Here is an 18,304-nt window from a genome sequence, read left to right as displayed (position 1 = left end):
TTGTTATAATACGGTTACACGTATTTGTATATGGAGGGGATATATGATGAGAAAAATCGTCATTGTTGGTGGTGTAGCCGGTGGAGCTTCCGCCGCAGCACGATTACGTCGGTTAAGCGAAAAAGATGAAATTGTTATGTTTGAACGCGGTGAATATATTTCATTTGCAAACTGTGGGCTTCCTTATTACATTGGGGATGTGATTCAAGAGCGAAGCAAGCTACTTGTACAGACGGTTGATGGCATGTCCAAACGATTTCGCATTGATGTGCGCAATTTAAGCGAAGTCACAAGCATTAACCGAGAACGAAAAACGGTAACAGTAAAAAATTTACGAACAAATGAACAATATGAACAACCTTATGACGTTCTTATTTTGTCTCCTGGGGCAAAACCAATTGTACCACCAATTCTTGGCATTGATGAAGCGAAAGCACTTTTTACGTTGCGTAATGTGCCAGATACGGATCGTATTCGTTCATTTGTCGATAACGAAAAGCCGAAACGTGCTGTCGTTATTGGTGGTGGTTTTATCGGTGTAGAAATGGCTGAGAACTTAACCGAGCGTGGTGTGCATGTGACGCTTGTAGAAATGGCGAATCAAGTCATGGCACCGATTGATTACGAGATGGCAGCAATCGTGCATACGCATATGAAAGAATACGGTGTCGATTTAATTTTAGAAGACGGTGTGCAATCGTTTGAAAACGAAGGACGGCGCGTCGTGTTAAAAAGTGGTCGCACAATTGATACAGACATGATTATTTTAGCAATTGGTGTTCAGCCAGAAAGCCAATTGGCAAAAGAGGCAGGACTAGAGCTCGGTTTTCGTGGTGCGATTAAAGTGAATGAGCATTTACAAACGTCTGATCCGAACATTTTTGCAATCGGTGACGCGATTGAAGTAAAAAGCTTTATTCATGGGTTTGAAACATTTGTTCCACTTGCATGGCCGGCAAACCGTCAAGGTCGCCTTGTCGCGGACTACATTAACGGTCGCGACGTGAAATACAACGGAACGCTCGGCACGTCGATTGCTAAAATTTTCGATATGACCGTAGCAGCCACAGGATTGAACGAAAAAATATTAAAGCACCACGGCATCGATTATGAAGTTGTTCACGTTCATCCAATGAGCCATGCGAGCTATTATCCAGGAGCGACTCAAATGACGTTAAAATTAATTTTTGGTCGTCAAGGTCGCATTTACGGAGCACAAGCTGTTGGAAAAGATGGAGTCGACAAGCGCATTGATGTGATTGCGACGGCGATAAAAGGTGGATTAACAGTATACGATTTACCGGATTTAGAATTAGCATACGCTCCGCCGTTTTCATCAGCAAAAGATCCAGTCAATATGGCTGGATATGTAGCATCAAACGTGTTAGATGGTATAGTAGAAACGGTGCAATGGCATGAAATTGATGACATCGTCGCTAACGGCGGGTTGCTCATTGATGTTCGTACACCAAAAGAATTAGAAACAAGAGGGGCGATTCCAGGAAGCATCAACATTCCGCTTGATGATTTGCGCGATCGCCTTCATGAATTGCCGAAAAATCAAACGATTTATGTTACATGTCAAGTCGGTTTGCGTGGATATTTAGCTACTCGCATTTTGAAAGAACATGGCTTTGAAGCAAAAAATTTAGACGGTGGATATAAATTGTATTCGAGTGTAAAGTAGGAGGAATAAATATGTTTGAAAATATTTTACCGACACAAGCAGATGCCTTGCGTCATAAAGCAAATGTCGAAGTGTTAGACGTTCGGGAAGCGCATGAAGTGGCGACAGGAAAAATTCCAAACGCACGCCATATTCCGCTCGGTCAACTATTTGCCCGACTAAACGAACTCGATCCAAACAAAACGTATATTGTCGTTTGCCATTCCGGTGGTCGAAGTGCATTAGCGTGCGAATGGCTATCGGAACGAGGCTTTCATGTGAAAAACATGGTAGGTGGCATGATGAGTTGGGAAGGGGAAGTGGAATAAGACTGGCACGTCGCCAGTCTTATTTTTATTGTAAATATTTTTGTTGAATGCGCAACACTTCGCTCATCAGCTGCTCTCCGATTTGGTGACGAACGCGCTCATACAAAGGATAAAGATGACTTAACCACTCTTTTTTTTGTTCATCGGTCAATTCATGAATATTTACTCGTTTCGTTTGAATGATTTCATGTAGCTGCTTTTCGTTAATAATTTTTGCATGTGTTTTCATCCATGTTGTCGTTTCATCGAGCGCTTCGACAATAATTTGTTGTTGAAATGGTGTTAATCGTTCCCAAAATGCTTCGTTCATTAACACAACATATCCGAGATATCCGTGATTGCTAATGGTCATGTACGGTTGCACTTCATAAAACTTTTTTGAGTAAATGTTAGAAATCGTATTTTCTTGACCATCGACTTGTTTGTAGTACAATTCACGAAATGTATCATGAAAAGGGGTGACTTTCGGGATAGCGCCAAGCAAACGAAACTGTTCTTGGATCACTTCGCTTGGCATCGTTCGAAATCGTAATCCATGAAAATCAGTCGGATGTATGAGCGGGCGGACGCTATTTGTCACTTGTTTGAAACCGTTTTCCCAAAACGCTAGTCCTTTGACATGGAAGGACTGTAACTTTGAGAATAAAATTTGACCGATTTGTCCTTGAAGCGCTTCTTCAACGGCTTGGTCATTTGGAAGGGCAAACGGTAAATCGAGCACTTGCCATTCTGGGATTAGCGACGTTAGCTTTGAATAGGCAGGGGCGATCATTTCTACCTTGCCCTGCTTTAATGCGTTCAATTCTTCTTCATCTGTAAACAGTGTTGCATTCGCATATATCTCGACTTTTATTTTCCCATTTGACTTTTCTGTTACGAGCGACGCAAATTTTTGCGCTGCTAATCCTTTCGGTGTATGTTCGGCGACAACATGACTGAACCGAATAGTTAGTTGATCTTCAAGTCCTTCTTGCTCGTCGTCGTACGGGAGAGAAGATGTTGATGAAAACGAAGGAACGAGCCAATACAGCCAAAAAATGATTATGGCAATCGAGAAAACACCCCATTTTACATTCTTCATCTTTATCACCGCTCGTTGTGTTGTATAATTAATTATACATTATACAAGAAAATGCTGAATGGATGAACAATAAATGAAAAAGTTGTCGATTAGATGGAAAATTTTAATGTTATGTACAGTCATCGTCCTTGTGAGTATCGGAGTCGGAAGTGCCATCGTCATTAGTCACGTCATTCAATTAAAAGAACAGTCACTTAGTGAACGATCCCTCTTGATCGCTCGAACAGTAGCGCAAATACCAGAAGTAAAAAAACATGTACAACAAAAAGAAGGATGGACTATCATTCAACCGATTGTCGAAAACATCCGAACAATTTATCATGCAAATTATATTGTTGTCATGAACATGGAGCGTGTTCGTTACGCTCATCCGTCTTACGATAAACTCGGTACAGTTTCTTACGGTGAAGATGAAATTGAAGCATTTACGGAGCATACGTACATTTCGAAAGCAAAAGGAGAATTAGGCGTTTCCGTACGGGCGTTCACTCCGATCATGAGTGAAGAACACCAACAAGTAGGAGTCGTTGTTGTTGGGAATGTATTGCCATCTATAAAAGAAATATTGAAAGATTTTCAGAGAGAAATTGCTTGGACGTTGGTGATTACGATTAGCTGTGGCGTCGTTGGCTCGCTCTTGTTAGCGAATCATTTAAAAGAAGAGATGTTTCAGCTTGAACCGCATGAGCTAGCGCGATTGCTCGTTGAGCGAACAGCGACGTTTCATGCGATGTATGAAGGTGTCATCGCAATCGATAAAAAAGAACGGATTACGATTTTTAACGAACGTGCAAAGCAAATGATGGGAGTAAGCGGGGAAGTTATCGGCGAGTATATTCGCGACGTCATCCCTGATACGCGTCTGCCGGAAGTTTTATATACGAAAAAAGCAGTATATCAACAAGAAATTATCGTCGGTAATCAGTTGATCGTCAGCAATCGTATTCCGATCGAAGTCGGTGGTGAAATTGTAGGAGCGGTCGCAATTTTCCAAGATCGAACAGAAGTCGCCAAAATGGCCGAAGAGTTAACAGGGGTGAGAGCTTTTATTGAGGCGCTCAGAGTTCAAAACCACGAGTATATGAATAAATTACATACAATTGCTGGGCTCATTCAACTCGGTAAGACGCGAGAAGCACTCGCTTACGTATTTGAAGAAAGAGAAGAGCAGGAAGCTTTTATGCATTTTTTGCGCACGCGTATTCATGATGAAAGCGTTGCGGGTTTACTTTTAAGCAAAGTGTCGCGGGCAAAAGAAATCGGGATTACATTCATGATCGATCGCTCCAGTGCGTTATTTTCCTTCCCACCGCGATTAGATCGCCATGATTTTGTCGTTTTACTTGGCAATTTGATTGAAAATGCTTTTGATGCATGCTTGGCGACGGAGCGAGAAGAAAAATTTGTCGAGTTATGGATCGGAGAACAGGAAGATAGCTGGACGATCGTAATAGAAGATAACGGAATCGGGATAAAGGAAGAAGAAAAAGCGCGTCTATTTGATTACGGGTATACAACAAAAAAAGGGAATCATCAAGGTATCGGGATGCATCTTATTTATAACATTTTGAGAAAAAGTCACGGCGACATAAATATTGAATCAAGTTGGCAAATAGGGACGACGATTACCGTTTTATTTTCAAGATATAAGGGGGGATGATGCATGATTCGCGTGCTGTTAGTAGAGGATGATCCGATGGTTCAACAAATTAATAAGCAATTTGTGGCTCAAGTGGATGGAGTTTCGGTCGTCGGGACGGCTGTCAACGGCGAAGATGCGTTAGAAAAGTTAGAGAAGTTGCGCCCAGATTTAATTTTGCTTGATGTATATATGCCGAAATTAGATGGTGTACAGACGATTCGTTTATTTCGCGAGTGCGGTTACGAAGTCGATGTCATTATCGTGTCAGCAGCTAGCGATGCAGAAACGATTCAAACGATGTTGCGCAACGGGGCAGTTGACTATATTATTAAACCGTTTCAGTTCGAGAGGTTAAAACAAGCAATTGAGCGATACCAATCGTTACGGAAAACGTTAAAAGATAAACATGTGACGCAACAACAAATTGACGAGTGGATGTATAAGCCGACGCAAGTACAACAAGTGAGTTTGCCAAAAGGATTAAATGAGACAACGCTTCGACAAATTGAACAATATATGTCTAAAACAACGGTTGCTCAGTCGGCTGATGAAGTGGCGGAAGCGATCGGTATCGCACGAGTCACAGCGAGGCGTTACTTAGAATATTTAGATAGTATCGGTGAAGTAGAGAAAGAAGTACAGTACGGGACGATCGGTCGCCCGATTCACCGCTATCGAAGACCAAAAAGAACAAAATGATCAATATGTTCAAAATATTCCTTCCTTTCATTGAAAGCGATATCATTAAAATCGTAATTAGTGATAGGGGGGAATTTTTCATGAGGAAAATGAGCTTTTTGCTTGTGCTTGTTTTGCTAGTTGGGGGGTTGTTCGCTTGTAGTAACTCGCAATCGACGAGTACAAGTACAAACAAGACAGAAGAAAAGAAAGAGGAAGCTGCGAGTGAGCCGATCGTTATTAAATTTTCACATGTTACTGCTCCAGATAGTCCGAAAGGAAAAGCGGCAGACTTGTTCAAGCAGCTTGTTGAAGAGAGAACAAACGGAAAAGTGAAAGTAGAAGTGTACCCATCGAGCCAATTGTTCGACGATGACAAAGCAATTCAAGAGTTGCCACGCAACACCGTGCAGTTAATCGCGCCGTCGACGACAAAGCTCGTCAGCTACGATCCAGCTTTCCAAATCGTTGATATGCCGTTTTTGTTCACGAGCGATGAAGCTGTGTATAAATTTTGGGACGGTGAAGGTGGACAAATTTTATCGCAAAAGCTAGAAAAATATAACATTAAAGTGTTGGCAATGTGGGCGAATGGAGAAAAGCATTTTACTAACTCTAAACGTCCGTTGAAAAAACCAGAAGACTTTAAAGGATTAAAGTTCCGCACACAAACAGGAAAAGTGCTTGATGAACAATTTGCCGCGTTAGGTGCATCTGCGGTGCCAATGGGATTTTCTGAAGTGTATGTTGCATTGCAGCAAGGTACAGTAGACGGACAAGAAAACACGTTTAACAACATTGATACGCAAGGATATGCAGAAGTACAAAAATATTTAACGGTATCAGGACACGGTCGTTTAGACTACCTTTTATTGACGAATACGAAGTTTTGGGATAGCCTTCCAGAAGACGTTCGTAAAACGTTAGAAGAAGTCATCGCAGAAGTGACTGAGCAACAAAGAAAATGGTCTGAAGAGTTAAACAGAGAGTCGTATGAAAAATTGAAAGCAAGCGGAATGGAAGTGTACGAGTTAACAAAAGAAGATATTGAAGCATTCCAAAAAGCTATGCAGCCAGTGTACGATAAATTTGCAGATAGCATCGGTCAAGACTTGATCGAATTAGCGAAAAAAGCAAATGAATAACGAATTGGCACAACCTGGAGTTTTCCAGGTTGTTTCTATAAGAGGAGGGGCGAACGTGCAAAAATTGAAGCATGTTGTTGAAGCGCTAGAAGATTGGATTGCCGGTTTATTTATTGTTGGTGGACTGTTTCTTATTTTGTTAGGTGTCGTTATGCGTTACGTGTTTAATTCGCCTTTAAGTTTTGTAGAAGAATATGCAGGATATATGGTCGTGTGGGGAACGATGATCGGCGCGGTCGTCGCATTACGAGATAACCATCACATTCGTATCGATATGTTTTATCGTTTACTTCCAGAGCGAGTAAAAAAAGCTGTTGACATATTTGCTAACGTTGTTGGGCTCATCTTCGCATTATTTCTCGTTGTTTATGGCGTAAAAGGTATTTTTTTAGATGAGTTCAGCGCTTATCAAATGGGCATTGTTTCAATTGGTGAAGGAGTAGAGTTGTGGAAAGTGTATATGGTCATGCCGCTGATGGGAGTATGGATGTTATTTCGTTTTATCGTTCGTCTCGTTCGTGTATCGAAAGGGTTACCAGAATCTGATTATGAACATAAAGGTGTGGAACAAGTATGATGACTATTGGATTGTTTGTCGTATTTATATTGTTAATGTTACTCCGAGTTCCTGTTGCGTTTGCATTAGCTTTATCCGCCCTTTTATTTTTACCTTTTCTTAATTTCCATTATGAGAGTGCAGTTGTTGAAATTTTCTCTGCACTTAACCATACGTCGTTAATGGCTATTCCGGGGTTTGTGTTTGCAGGTATTATTTTAGCACGAGGAGGAATTTCAAAATATTTAATTGATGGATTGCGTGCGTGGGTTGGTCATTTACCGGGTGGAATGGCGGTTGTGACCGTGCTAGCTTGCGCCATTTTTGCCGCCATTTCTGGTTCGAGCCCGGCTACTGCTGCTGCGATCGGTTCGATTATGATTCCTGCTATGGTACAAGCTGGATATAGTAAAAAGTATGCAATGGGACTTGTTGCTGCTGCCGGGACACTTGGAATTCTAATACCACCTAGCATCCCTCTCATCATGTATGGGTATGTTGCAGAAAATAAGGCAACGATTAATAAATTATTTATGGCTGGGATCATTCCAGGTCTTTGTTTAACGGCAATTATTATCATTTCTGCGATCGTATATGCAAAAAGGAACGGATTCGGGTACGGACAAAAGGCAACATGGTCGGAAAGGTGGGTATTAACGTGGAAGGCAATTCCAGGTGGACTCATGCCGATTTTAATTCTCGGTTCGATTTACACAGGAATGGCGACACCGACGGAATCTTCTGTGATCGCGAGCGCGTACGCGGTAATCGTGTCGCTCCTTATTTATCGTGAGTTAAAGTGGGGAGATTGGCGTCCGATTTTACGAGAAACGGTTCATATTAGTTCGATGATTTTTATGATCATTGCATCTGCCATTTTATTCAAACAATATTTAACGTTGGCTCAAGTACCACAAGCGATCGCACAGTGGATTATTGATCATGAATTTAACAAATGGATGTTTATTTTACTTGTAAACTTACTTTTCTTTGTGCTCGGTACGTTTTTAGAGGCGATTGCGATCATTTTAATTACGCTACCGATTTTCTTACCAGTACTTGATAGCCTAGGTATTAACGCGTATCACTTTGCTATCATTATGACCGTCAATTTAGAAATTGCCATGATTACACCGCCTGTCGGTTTAAACTTGTTTGTCGTGAGCGGTATTACAAAAGAGCCTCTTGAAAAAGTCATTCGCGCCATTGTACCGTTTTTACTCATTATGCTTATTCAACTCGTTTTAATTATCATTTGGGAAGACTTATCAACGTTCCTTATCCGTTAAACCTCTCTTCAAACGATAGAGAGGTTTTTCTTTTTTAATTGTTTATTGTACGATAAAATACATGTTTTTTCATTTAAAAATATGTTTGATCACGTGACGTTCCAAATTGTATTGTTAGCTTCTGGGTTTTTATTAGATACCATTGGATTAGAAAATATGGTCGTTTTGTTTGGATTTTTATCACTTTTGTTAATGATGTACACGATGTTTCGTAAAAAAGAAGAGTTAAAAAGCGAAGGAGCATAAATACCTTCGCTTTTAACCAATAATAATGCGTTCTTTTGGATAATGATACGATTCTTTTTGTTTGTTACCACGGATAAGAAACAAAAATGATAAAATACCAATTCGTCCGATAAACATTAAGACGGTAATAACTAGCTTCCCAAATGTACTTAGTTGTGACGTGATGCCCATGGATAAACCTGTTGTTCCAAAGGCAGAGCATACTTCAAAGACAATTTCCGTCATTGTAAAAGGCTCTGAAAAAGAAAGAAATACAACAGCTAAAAAGCAAAGAATGGAAGCTGTTCCGAACACGATAAACGATTTTAATATATCTTCATGATGAATTTCTCGTTGAAACACTTTAATCGAGTTTTTCCCTTTTGCATAAAAGAAAATGGTTAATATCATAATGGCAAATGTTGTTGTTCGAATCCCTCCCCCTACACTACTTGGAGAGGCACCGATAAACATGAGTGCACTTAAAACAAGTAACGTCGGTTCAGAAAAGTCGGCGACATTCATCGTTGCTAGTCCACCATTGCGAGAAGAAATCGATTGAAATAACGCATAAAAAAGTGATTCATGCCATGTTTTATTAGCAAAAAATTGATTCCATTCGATCAATAAAATCGCCCATGCTCCAAATAAAACGAGTAGAAAAAATGTGACGGTCGTCAATTTTGTGAAAAGTGAAAAGCGATATTGTTGCTTTTGACGATAAAATAAAAATTCCTTTATTTCGATGAGCACAGGAAAACCAATGGCTCCTAACACAAGCAAAATCATATGTATTGTTTGGACAAAATAATCGTCAGCAAATGGGATAAGCGATTGTCCTGTAATATCAAATCCAGCGTTTGTTGTTGCGCTCACAGATGCGAAGAAGCCTTGAAAAAACGCCTCTTGCCATGATGAAAAGTAGCGAAGAAAATATATGCCCAAAATGATCGCGCCAATCAGTTCAATAGCGATAATGAGCGTTAAAATTTCTTTCATTAACTTCACTAAACCAGCAAATGTTGATTGATTTTGATCCGTCATAATAAGTTGACGTTCGCGAAACCCGATTTTTTTTCCAAACATCAGCCAAATAAATGTACCAAGTGCCATAATGCCAATGCCGCCAAATTGGAGAATAAAAGCTAATACAAATATACCGGGTGTATTAAAAGTATGCGCTGTTGATACGACAGTTAGCCCGGTTACACTAATAGCACTTACAGCAGTAAATAATGCATCAACAAAGCTCAGTTTCACACCGGGTTGATGGAAAAAAGGCAGCCATAGTAACAGTGTGGATACGCAAACAGCTACAAAGTAAAACAAAACAATAAGCTGAACGGTAGATAGACGGGATAATTTTCGAGACTTCACAGCTTTACTCCCTCACATGTTTTCGTTTTGAACATATTTTGATTTTGGCAAATGGTGAAAAGGAATGCAAGTATGTTTTTTGATCAAGAAATATTTGTATTTACAAAACTTTTTGTTTTTTTATAATGATAACTAACCGATGATAAGAAAGGTTGGGATATATGTCAACGCGTATAAAAGGATTATGGATGGTTGTCATTGCAGCGACAATGTGGGGGCTTTCTGGTACAGCTGCACAATGGGTGTTTCAACAAAAACATATAACAACAGAATGGCTTGTTTTTGTTCGGATGATTGTTTCGGGTTTTTGTTTGTTAGTTTTTGCATCGTTTTGCGGTATTCCTTTATTTCACATTTGGCGTGAGCGAAATAGTCGGTTGTTGCTCATTTTATTTAGTTTCGTTGGCATGCTTGGAGTGCAATATACGTATTTTTTGTCTATTGCACATGGCAACGCTGCAGCTGCAACGTTATTACAATATTTAGCTCCTATTTACATCATCTTATATTTTTTGATACGTGAACGAAAACATCCGTCTGTTTCTACTTGGGGTGCACTCATTTTAGCTATTTGTGGTACATTTTTGTTGTTAACAAATGGAAAAATAGGGACACTAAGCATTTCTTTTCCTGCATTTTTGTGGGGAGTTGTATCGGGCATACTTTTAGCTTTTTATACGATTTGTTCAGCAAAACTACTAAAAAAATGGAACTCACTTATTATCGTCGGTTGGGCGATGGTAATTGGAGGAGTTGTTATGATACCGATCGTACATTCGTTTTCCGAACCATTTGGCACGCTAGATTTTCCAACGATTGTTTTGATTTTATTTATTGTCGTATGTGGAACGTTGCTTGCTTTTTTGCTGTTTATTGAAAGTATTCGGCATTTATCTCCGACAGAATCAAGTATTTTATCTAGTGTAGAGCCTTTGTCAGCCATTGCTGCGTCCGTTTTGTTTTTACACGTATCGTTCGGCTTTTTTCAAACACTTGGAAGCTTATTCATTATTGTGACAGTGATTCTTTTAGGAAAACAAAAAATAGCATCCTCTTCGTAAAAAATAGATGTTTGTTTGTTCTTCATTTGATAAAATAGTGTTGCTCATCGATTCACAAAATGGAGGGGACAATCGTGAAAACGCGTGGAAAAATTGTAGCTGTATACATTCTTACTGTTTTTTTATTAGTTGGACTTATTAACGGTATCATTTATGTTCAATTTCAATCATTGATTGCGAACAAAGTAATGACGACGAACGCTCAACTTGCTTTGCAACTAATTGATGCCAAATTTGCAGGGGCGTGGCAAAACAAAGACGGTTCGCTATATAAAGGGGATGTAAAAATTAACGATAATGAAGAGATTATTGACTACATAAAGGAAGTCGTTGGTGCCGACAGTACTATTTTTCTGAACGATGAACGTGTGGCAACAACGGTAATGAAAGACGATCAAAGACAAATAGGGACGAAAGCTGATCCGAAAGTTGTACAGGAAGTTATAAAAAAACAAAATCGCTATATCGGTGAAGCGGACGTGCTTGGGGAACCGTATGTAACAAGTTATTTGCCAATGAAGAACGAGCGTGGCGAAGTGATTGGCATGTTTTTTATCGGCATGCCAAAACAAATCGTCAATCAAGAGATTAATAGCGTCATTGTCAAAGTGATTGCCATTTCTGTGTTGTTTGTCATTGTAGGGATTATTGCCTATCACTTATTTATTTCGATGCGAATCATGAAACCGTTACATATTGCAAAACAACATCTTGAACAAATAGCTAGCGGTGACTTTAGTAAGCCATTGCCTGAAAAACTTCTTGAAGCAAAAGATGAGTTTGGTGAAATGGCACGCGCGCTTTCTAAAACAAAACAAGCGCTTCGGGATATGGCTATTCATATTCAAATGCAAGCAGATGCGATTGATCAACAATCGAGTGCCCTATCTGCTACTTCACAACAAATGTCTGCCTCTACTGAAGAAGTGGCGGCAACGATGGAGCAAGTATCACAAGGAGCAGCAGCACAAGCGAACGATTTGGCTGATATGACGCATTCACTTTCTTATTTAACCGAAAAAGTTGAACGTGTATATGTAGAGCTTGCAAATGTAAAGCAAGAAGCACTTCGTACGTCTGAACGAGCAGATATCGGAAAAAAAGAAATGGATGTATTAATAGCCTCTATTGATCAAATTAAACGCGCGTTTGAAACGGTAACAAACCATGTTCAAACATTAACGGCATCCGTGCAAAAAATAAGTGGCATTACCGAAATGATTTCGACGATTTCGGATCAAACTAACTTATTAGCTTTAAATGCTGCCATTGAGGCAGCACGTGCTGGAGAAGCAGGGAAAGGATTTGCGGTTGTTGCGGATGAAGTGCGTAAATTAGCTGAACAGTCGAAATCATTTACAGAAGACATTGTTCAACTCATTACATCAATTAGCAAAAATACAGATGATGTCATTTATACATCAAGTGAAGTGCACCTCTTTATTAAAGACCAAGCGAATGCTGTTGAAAAAACAGTACGTTCATTTGCTGATATTTTAACATCCATTAGCCATATTGCACCTCTTATTGTTTCAACTGAACAAGCGATGGATGAAATCGTGAAAGAAAAGGATAAGGTTATCGTTCGCATTGAACAAATTAGTGCAGTAGCTGAAGAAAATTCAGCGGCAACAGAAGAAGTCACCGCTTCATCTGAAGAATTAACTGCATCAGCCCAAGAAGTAGCCGCAACGGCTCAACGGCTGTATGATATTGCAGAAAAAATGAAAGAAACGACTAATCGATTTATTGTATAAAAGCGACAGGCAACCTGTCGCTTCAAAGTGTTGAAAAAGTGGAGTGTCAAGAAAAAAGTTCACGAAAGACGTGGGCTTTTTCTTTCTTTAGATTGTCGAATTTTTAAAATACCTTAACTTAAGGAAGATAAACTCACAAATATGCAACCTCTTACCGATGTGAGCTACCTAAAATATACAATTGAAAAACGGTTTTGCCCTTGACAAAATCGTTTTTCAACATGATACAACGGGAGTGAAACGAATGTATGCGTTAGAAATGATCAATATTACAAAAGAGTTTCTCGGTGTGAAAGCACTTGATCGTGTCAGTTTCAAAGTGAAAAAAGGAGAAATTCATGCGCTTTGTGGTGAAAATGGCGCGGGAAAATCAACGTTGATGAAAGTGTTAAGCGGACTTTATCCAGTCGGAACGTATTCAGGTGAAATTCGCATTGACGGACAACCGATGGAGTTTCACAACATTGTCGATGCCGAGAAAGCAGGAATTGCGATTATCCACCAAGAACTTGCACTCGTTAAAGAGATGACAATTGGTGAAAATATTTTTCTCGGTCGTGAACCGAGAAAATTTGGCGTCATTCAATGGGATCAATTATATTATGAGGCAGAAACATGGTTAAAGAAAGTGGGACTAACGATTTCTCCACAAACAAAAATCCACTCACTTGGTATTGGACAACAGCAGTTAGTTGAAATTGCTAAAGCGCTAGCCAAACAAGCAAATATTTTAATTTTAGATGAACCTACCGCAGCGTTAACAGAAAGTGAAGTTGAAATTTTAATGGGCATTTTAGAACAGCTACGAGCACAAGGGGTTGCATGTATTTATATTTCTCATAAAATGCCAGAAGTATTTCGACTTGCTGATTCGATTACCGTACTGCGCGATGGAAAGTCAATTGCGACGCTTTCACGTGCAGAAACGAACGAGGATGAAGTTGTCGCGCTCATGGTTGGGCGTGAGTTGAAAGAGCGTTATCCGTACGTCAAAAAAACGCTAGGTCATGTCGTATTAGAAGTGAAAAACTACTCTGTTTGGCATAAAGAAAAGCCGATGAAAATCAACGACAGTATCCATATAACTGTTCGCGCTGGGGAAATTGTTGGCATTGCAGGATTGATGGGGGCAGGACGAACGGAACTCGCGATGAGTTTATTCGGTGCATACGAAGGAAAAGCAGAAGGGCAAGTGTGGTTGGAAGGGAAACAAGTGCACATTCGTTCGGTGCAAGATGCGATTCGATCAGGTATTGCACTCGTCACAGAAGACCGCAAAAGGTTGGGGCTTGTACTTGGAATGGATGTGAAAACAAATACGACATTAGCTAGCTTAAAAAATATTAGCCGCTTACAAGTGATCAATCAAAATGAAGAATTAAAGTGGAGCCAAAAATATGTCGATGAACTAAAAACGAAGACAGCATCTTTAGAAACAGCTGTCGGTACGTTATCTGGAGGGAATCAGCAAAAAGTTGTATTGGCGAAATGGTTAATGGCGAAACCAAAACTTTTAATATTAGACGAGCCGACGCGCGGTATTGATGTTGGAGCAAAATATGAAATTTATCACTTAATGAATAAATTAGCAAAAGAAGGCGTTGCTATCATGATGATTTCTTCTGAACTTCCAGAAATTTTAGGAATGAGCGACCGCATTTATGTTATGCGTGAAGGGAGAATCGTGAAACAATTGTCGCACGATGAAGCAACACAAGAAAATATTATGATGGCAGCGACAGGAGGGGAATGAGTTATGGAAATAAAGGCAGTCATCGAGCAGCAACCGAAAAAGAAAAATGTATTTGGCAAAATAGATATTCGTGCTTATACGATGATCGGTGCACTCATTGCTATTTGGATTTTCTTTGGTATGTTAAATGAGACATTTTTGAGTGCCCGCAATTTATCGAACTTATTTACACAAATGTCGGTTACAGCTATTTTAGCCATTGGTATGGTGCTTGTCATTGTTGCAGGACATATTGATCTTTCCGTCGGTTCGATTGTCGGTCTTACAGGTGGTGTTGCAGCCATTTTAAGCAACTGGATGGGGATGCCGACATCTGTCGTCATTTTATGTACGTTGCTTGCAGGTGCACTTGTCGGACTTGTGCAAGGTTGGTTAGTTGCTTATCGAGCCATTCCTGCGTTTATCGTTACGTTAGGTGGAATGATGATTTTCCGCGGAGCATTAATGGGAATCACAAAGTCAACAACCATTCCAATTTTTGATGCGCAGTTTATTGCTTTAGGAAGCGCATATTTTACAGATGTTTTTGGTATTATACTTGCGGCGATGGCCGTCGTTGCGCTATTTGTTTCAACGTTTCGCAAGCGAAAATCGCGCCAACAATACGGCTTCACTGTTTCGCCATTACCTTTTGAACTAACAAAATTATTCGTTATTAGTGCACTTATTTTAGTATTTGTTGTTACAATGAACAGTTATAAAGGAATTCCGTTTCCGATTATTTTTGTCATTGCCTTGGCGCTTATTTTCTCATTCATTGCGACAAAAACAACGTTTGGTCGTCACGTATACGCCATCGGAGGAAACGTGGAAGCCGCTCGGTTATCTGGAATTAACATCCAACGTCATACGATGATGTTGTTTGTTTTTACGGGATTGCTTTCTGCTATCGCTGCACTCGTTTTAACAGCGCGTTTATCATCGGCAACGATTTCAGCGGGACAAATGTACGAGCTAGATGCCATTGCTGCCTGCGTCATCGGTGGAACATCCTTAATGGGCGGATCTGGTACAATTATCGGTGCGATCATCGGTGCCATGGTCATGACATCGCTTGATAATGGGATGTCATTGCTAGGTATGGAAACATTTTGGCAATACATTGTAAAAGGAAGTATTTTAATTTTAGCCGTTTGGATCGATATTGCTAGCCGAAAGCGGAAAACAAATTAAAAAAATAAAAAAGCTGATCGTCACTTCACCGACGATCAGTTTTTTATTGCTAAAAATATTCAATACCAGCTCCTTTTTGTATAATGAGCTTGGAGGGATTTTTGTGCAAATACATACAGTTATTTTACGATACTTAGAAATGGAATTAAAATCGCCGTTTACAACAAGCTTTGGGACGATGAAAATGCGCCCGATTTTATTAGTTGAAGTCATAGATCAAGATGGTGTGCGCGGCTGGGGAGAAGGCGTTGCGTTTTCTGCTCCGTGGTATACAGAAGAAACGATCGAGACGACGTGGCATATGCTTGAAGCATTTTTAATTCCGCTTCTTTTTCAAGCACCTGTTTATCATCCGAATGAGCTGCACGCCCGATTTTCGATGATTCGCCGCAATTATATGGCAAAAGCAGCACTTGAAGGAGCCGTTTGGGATGCATTTGCGAAACGGCATCACATGCCATTACACGTTGCGTTAGGCGGTGAAAAACAAGAAGTGGACGTGGGTGTCAGCATTGGCATTCAGTCCATAACAAATACATTAAAACGGATCGAACAGGCGCTTGCGGAAGGGTATTGGCGTGTGAAAATAAAAATTAAGCCAGGATGGGATGTAGATGTTGTTCGAGAGATTCGTCACCATTTTCCGCATGTTCCGCTAATGGTAGATGCAAACTCTGCTTACTCGTTACACGACATCGATCGCTTACAAGCGCTCGATGACTATGAGTTGCTTATGATTGAACAGCCGCTTGCTGTAGATGACATCGTTGATCATGCGAAATTACAAGCAAAGCTAAACACACCGATTTGTTTAGATGAAAGCATATGTTCATACGAAGATGCCAAAAGAGCAATTGAATTGCAAAGTTGCCGAATCATCAATATAAAAATTGGCCGAGTAGGTGGATTAACGGAAGCGAAACGCATTCATGATTTATGCCAAAAACATCATATTCCTGTATGGTGCGGCGGCATGTTAGAAGGTGGAGTCGGACGAGCACATAGCATCGCTTTAGCAACACTTCCGCATTTTTCTTTGCCAAGTGATACCGCTGCGTCCGCAAATTATTGGGACCGTGATTTCATTGATCCAGAAGTTACCGTTCATCATGGACGCATTTTCGTTTCGAAACAGTTCGGTATAGGCTATGAAGTGAATATGAAGGAAGTCGAAAGGCGTGTCGTTCGTTCAAAAGTATATAACCGTGTGAAAGGATGAGGATATGTTTGACCCGACGATTTTTGATAATTTAAAAACGGTGGTAGAAGGAGCGATATATGATTTAGATGTAAGCGATGGGCTTATTACAGTCGTAGATCGTTCTGATGTTGTCGACTTAGCGAAATTTACGCGCGCATATGCGCTTTCTTTTCAATTGCGTCATGCGCATGAAGTGACGTGCACCATTTCGCTTGAAATGACGCTTCAACATATTGCAAACGAGTTGTTACACGAAGATGTCACGAACGCAGGTTGCACCGTGACGGTTTCGTTTTCTTTTTCAGCTACACATGTCGATTGCCGAGACGTAGAACAGGCGCTAAAGCACATTTGGGGGGAACAGCGCACAGTTATACAAACGTTAACGTATACATACCCAAAACATGAACGATATACTCATCAAGTGACGATTGATTTCGAACGTACGATTAACGAAAGCCATGTTGATGATTTATTACAGATGATTCCATATATCATTCGTTCGCTGGAACAGTTGCTTTTGTATGCTGAACAAAAATAATTGAAGGAATGTGATATTCCAAGTATGATAGAAGTGAAAATGATTATATTTATCATACTTGGAGTGTTGCTGAATGAAAAAAGTATATTTTTGTAAAAAGAATAAATTCGCAACGAAAACGTTGTATCAATTTTTAAAACAAACGTTCAAACATGTGAAAGTGAAGCGGAAAGATTGCATCGGCAAATGCAAAATGTGCAAACATTGTCCGTTCGTTTTAATTGACGGAGAAGCTGTAAAAGCGGCGACAACGGACGAACTGTATGATCGTATTTCTTATGAAATGACAAAACAATGGTGGACGTTTCGGGAAAAATAAGCAGGAATTTTTTTGTTTTTGTTTAATTTCATGTGTGAAAGGGGAGAGAACGATGTGGTCAGAAGTGAAAAACGTTTTATCTCGCATGATGTCCTCACTTGCTTTTGAAACATGGATTGAAGGAACGACAGCAACGATGGAAGAACATACAGTCACTATTCATTGCACAAACCCAATGCAAAAAAGTTGGATTGAAACGTTGTATATGCCTTACATTGAACAAGCGATCGAAAAAGTTTGCGGAAAACGGGTGGTTGTCAAGTTAGAGGCACCCCATGAACTCTCTAACGAGCAATTTATGCGTATGTGGAACTACATGATTACCCTCGAAAAACAAACGTGGAACCTCGAAGCGCGCGTCACAAAAGTGGAACGGCAAATGGAAGAAATAGAAAAAGAGGTGGCACAACTGCGTGAACGTACCGACTTTCTTGAACGACTACTCGCAACCGATGAACAACCCGTGTCGAAGACGTATATTCATTAAAAAAGGTGTTCCAGCGAGCGGAAC

At 40.1% G+C, this 18,304-nt stretch carries 18 protein-coding genes; 16 read left to right on the top strand and 2 right to left on the bottom strand.

Going from position 1 to position 18,304, the window contains the following annotated elements; translation table 11 throughout:
• The first annotated feature begins 46 nt into the window (after nt 1-46).
• Both cdr and ACYQY7_RS01440 read left to right on the top strand, forming a co-directional pair.
• Complete coding sequence (gene cdr, locus ACYQY7_RS01445) at nt 47-1,687, top strand: CoA-disulfide reductase (protein WP_461200380.1); 1,641 nt, start codon at nt 47-49, stop codon at nt 1,685-1,687.
• A gap of 11 nt (nt 1,688-1,698) precedes the next feature.
• Entirely contained in the window at nt 1,699-1,995 is a 297-nt protein-coding gene (locus tag ACYQY7_RS01440; RefSeq protein WP_461200379.1) for a rhodanese-like domain-containing protein, read from the top strand.
• A gap of 25 nt (nt 1,996-2,020) precedes the next feature.
• On the opposite strand, the gene ACYQY7_RS01435 is transcribed toward ACYQY7_RS01440, so the two are convergent.
• Nucleotides 2,021-3,076: a DctP family TRAP transporter solute-binding subunit gene (locus ACYQY7_RS01435; RefSeq protein WP_461200378.1), complete on the bottom strand. Its 1,056-nt coding sequence runs from the start codon at nt 3,074-3,076 to the stop codon at nt 2,021-2,023.
• Nucleotides 3,077-3,149: 73 nt separating this feature from the next.
• Here ACYQY7_RS01435 and ACYQY7_RS01430 point away from each other — a divergent pair, with 73 nt between their 5' ends.
• The 6 genes from ACYQY7_RS01430 (at nt 3,150) to ACYQY7_RS01405 (ending at nt 8,632) form a co-directional block, all read left to right on the top strand.
• The gene (locus ACYQY7_RS01430) at nt 3,150-4,736 is read left to right on the top strand and encodes an ATP-binding protein (RefSeq protein ID WP_461200377.1); all 1,587 of its coding nucleotides are present in this window, start codon (nt 3,150-3,152) and stop codon (nt 4,734-4,736) included.
• Between the two features lie 3 nt (nt 4,737-4,739).
• Nucleotides 4,740-5,417, top strand: coding sequence for a response regulator (locus ACYQY7_RS01425; protein ID WP_183248100.1), 678 nt, complete (start codon nt 4,740-4,742; stop codon nt 5,415-5,417).
• Between the two features lie 80 nt (nt 5,418-5,497).
• Entirely contained in the window at nt 5,498-6,541 is a 1,044-nt protein-coding gene (locus ACYQY7_RS01420) for a TRAP transporter substrate-binding protein (RefSeq protein WP_461200376.1), read from the top strand.
• A 55-nt stretch (nt 6,542-6,596) separates the two neighbouring features.
• Nucleotides 6,597-7,118, top strand: coding sequence for a TRAP transporter small permease (locus ACYQY7_RS01415; protein WP_461200375.1), 522 nt, complete (start codon nt 6,597-6,599; stop codon nt 7,116-7,118).
• Entirely contained in the window at nt 7,115-8,386 is a 1,272-nt protein-coding gene (locus ACYQY7_RS01410; RefSeq protein WP_461200374.1) for a TRAP transporter large permease, read from the top strand. Before ACYQY7_RS01415 ends, ACYQY7_RS01410 begins: the two co-directional genes overlap by 4 nt.
• Before the next feature lie 81 nt (nt 8,387-8,467).
• Nucleotides 8,468-8,632, top strand: coding sequence for a hypothetical protein (locus ACYQY7_RS01405; protein WP_461200373.1), 165 nt, complete (start codon nt 8,468-8,470; stop codon nt 8,630-8,632).
• Nucleotides 8,633-8,644: 12 nt separating this feature from the next.
• Here the strand turns inward: ACYQY7_RS01405 and ACYQY7_RS01400 are convergent, their stop codons facing one another.
• Complete coding sequence (locus tag ACYQY7_RS01400) at nt 8,645-9,988, bottom strand: TrkH family potassium uptake protein (RefSeq protein ID WP_461200372.1); 1,344 nt, start codon at nt 9,986-9,988, stop codon at nt 8,645-8,647.
• Between the two features lie 161 nt (nt 9,989-10,149).
• Here ACYQY7_RS01400 and ACYQY7_RS01395 point away from each other — a divergent pair, with 161 nt between their 5' ends.
• From ACYQY7_RS01395 to ACYQY7_RS01360, 8 genes are all read left to right on the top strand, one after another.
• Complete coding sequence (locus tag ACYQY7_RS01395) at nt 10,150-11,049, top strand: DMT family transporter (protein WP_461200371.1); 900 nt, start codon at nt 10,150-10,152, stop codon at nt 11,047-11,049.
• Nucleotides 11,050-11,123: 74 nt separating this feature from the next.
• Nucleotides 11,124-12,806, top strand: coding sequence for a methyl-accepting chemotaxis protein (locus ACYQY7_RS01390; protein ID WP_461200370.1), 1,683 nt, complete (start codon nt 11,124-11,126; stop codon nt 12,804-12,806).
• A gap of 244 nt (nt 12,807-13,050) precedes the next feature.
• Nucleotides 13,051-14,559, top strand: a complete 1,509-nt coding sequence (locus ACYQY7_RS01385) for a xylose ABC transporter ATP-binding protein (RefSeq protein ID WP_461200368.1) — start codon at nt 13,051-13,053, stop codon at nt 14,557-14,559.
• A 3-nt stretch (nt 14,560-14,562) separates the two neighbouring features.
• The gene (locus tag ACYQY7_RS01380) at nt 14,563-15,732 is read left to right on the top strand and encodes a sugar ABC transporter permease (RefSeq protein WP_461200367.1); all 1,170 of its coding nucleotides are present in this window, start codon (nt 14,563-14,565) and stop codon (nt 15,730-15,732) included.
• A 97-nt stretch (nt 15,733-15,829) separates the two neighbouring features.
• Nucleotides 15,830-16,951: an o-succinylbenzoate synthase gene (menC, locus tag ACYQY7_RS01375; protein WP_461200399.1), complete on the top strand. Its 1,122-nt coding sequence runs from the start codon at nt 15,830-15,832 to the stop codon at nt 16,949-16,951.
• Between the two features lie 4 nt (nt 16,952-16,955).
• On the top strand, nt 16,956-17,474 hold the full coding sequence (locus ACYQY7_RS01370; protein ID WP_461200366.1) for a hypothetical protein: 519 nt from the start codon (nt 16,956-16,958) through the stop codon (nt 17,472-17,474).
• Nucleotides 17,475-17,547: 73 nt separating this feature from the next.
• Nucleotides 17,548-17,793: a YuzB family protein gene (locus ACYQY7_RS01365; protein ID WP_461200365.1), complete on the top strand. Its 246-nt coding sequence runs from the start codon at nt 17,548-17,550 to the stop codon at nt 17,791-17,793.
• Between the two features lie 52 nt (nt 17,794-17,845).
• On the top strand, nt 17,846-18,280 hold the full coding sequence (locus tag ACYQY7_RS01360) for a DnaA N-terminal domain-containing protein (RefSeq protein WP_461200364.1): 435 nt from the start codon (nt 17,846-17,848) through the stop codon (nt 18,278-18,280).
• Nucleotides 18,281-18,304 lie beyond the last annotated feature (24 nt).

The organism is Anoxybacillus sp. TBDG-1 (genome assembly GCF_054815885.1).
Note: the sequence above shows the minus strand (reverse complement) of the source record. Positions and strands in the feature narration are given on the sequence as shown.